1 protein-coding gene is annotated in these 230 nt (G+C 43.9%); it reads left to right on the top strand.

Annotated features, from left to right (window positions below; translation table 11 throughout):
- A partial coding sequence (locus ACNART_RS18040) for a hypothetical protein (RefSeq protein ID WP_416303699.1) occupies positions 1-230 on the top strand: 230 nt, incomplete at both ends.

Here is a 230-nt window from a genome sequence, read left to right as displayed (position 1 = left end):
GCAACGAAATTAAAAGTTCAACAAGATTTAATCGCCGCTCAAGCCACAAAAGCCAAGATGACGGCTGAATTAGAGCTAGCCCGTGTTGAAATGCGTTCTTTACAAGCGCAACTTCAACTCGCTCAGACAGAAGCACAACGCAGTAGTATTCGAATGCGAATGAAAGCGCAGTCTTCCATTATTGTGTCAGCCACAAATGCAGAAACATTAGCGATACAACGGTTGAATGC

Origin of the sequence: Proteus sp. LHD240705, from assembly GCF_047921555.1 — a bacterium.
Classification (GTDB): domain Bacteria; phylum Pseudomonadota; class Gammaproteobacteria; order Enterobacterales; family Enterobacteriaceae; genus Proteus.
Note: the sequence above shows the minus strand (reverse complement) of the source record. Positions and strands in the feature narration are given on the sequence as shown.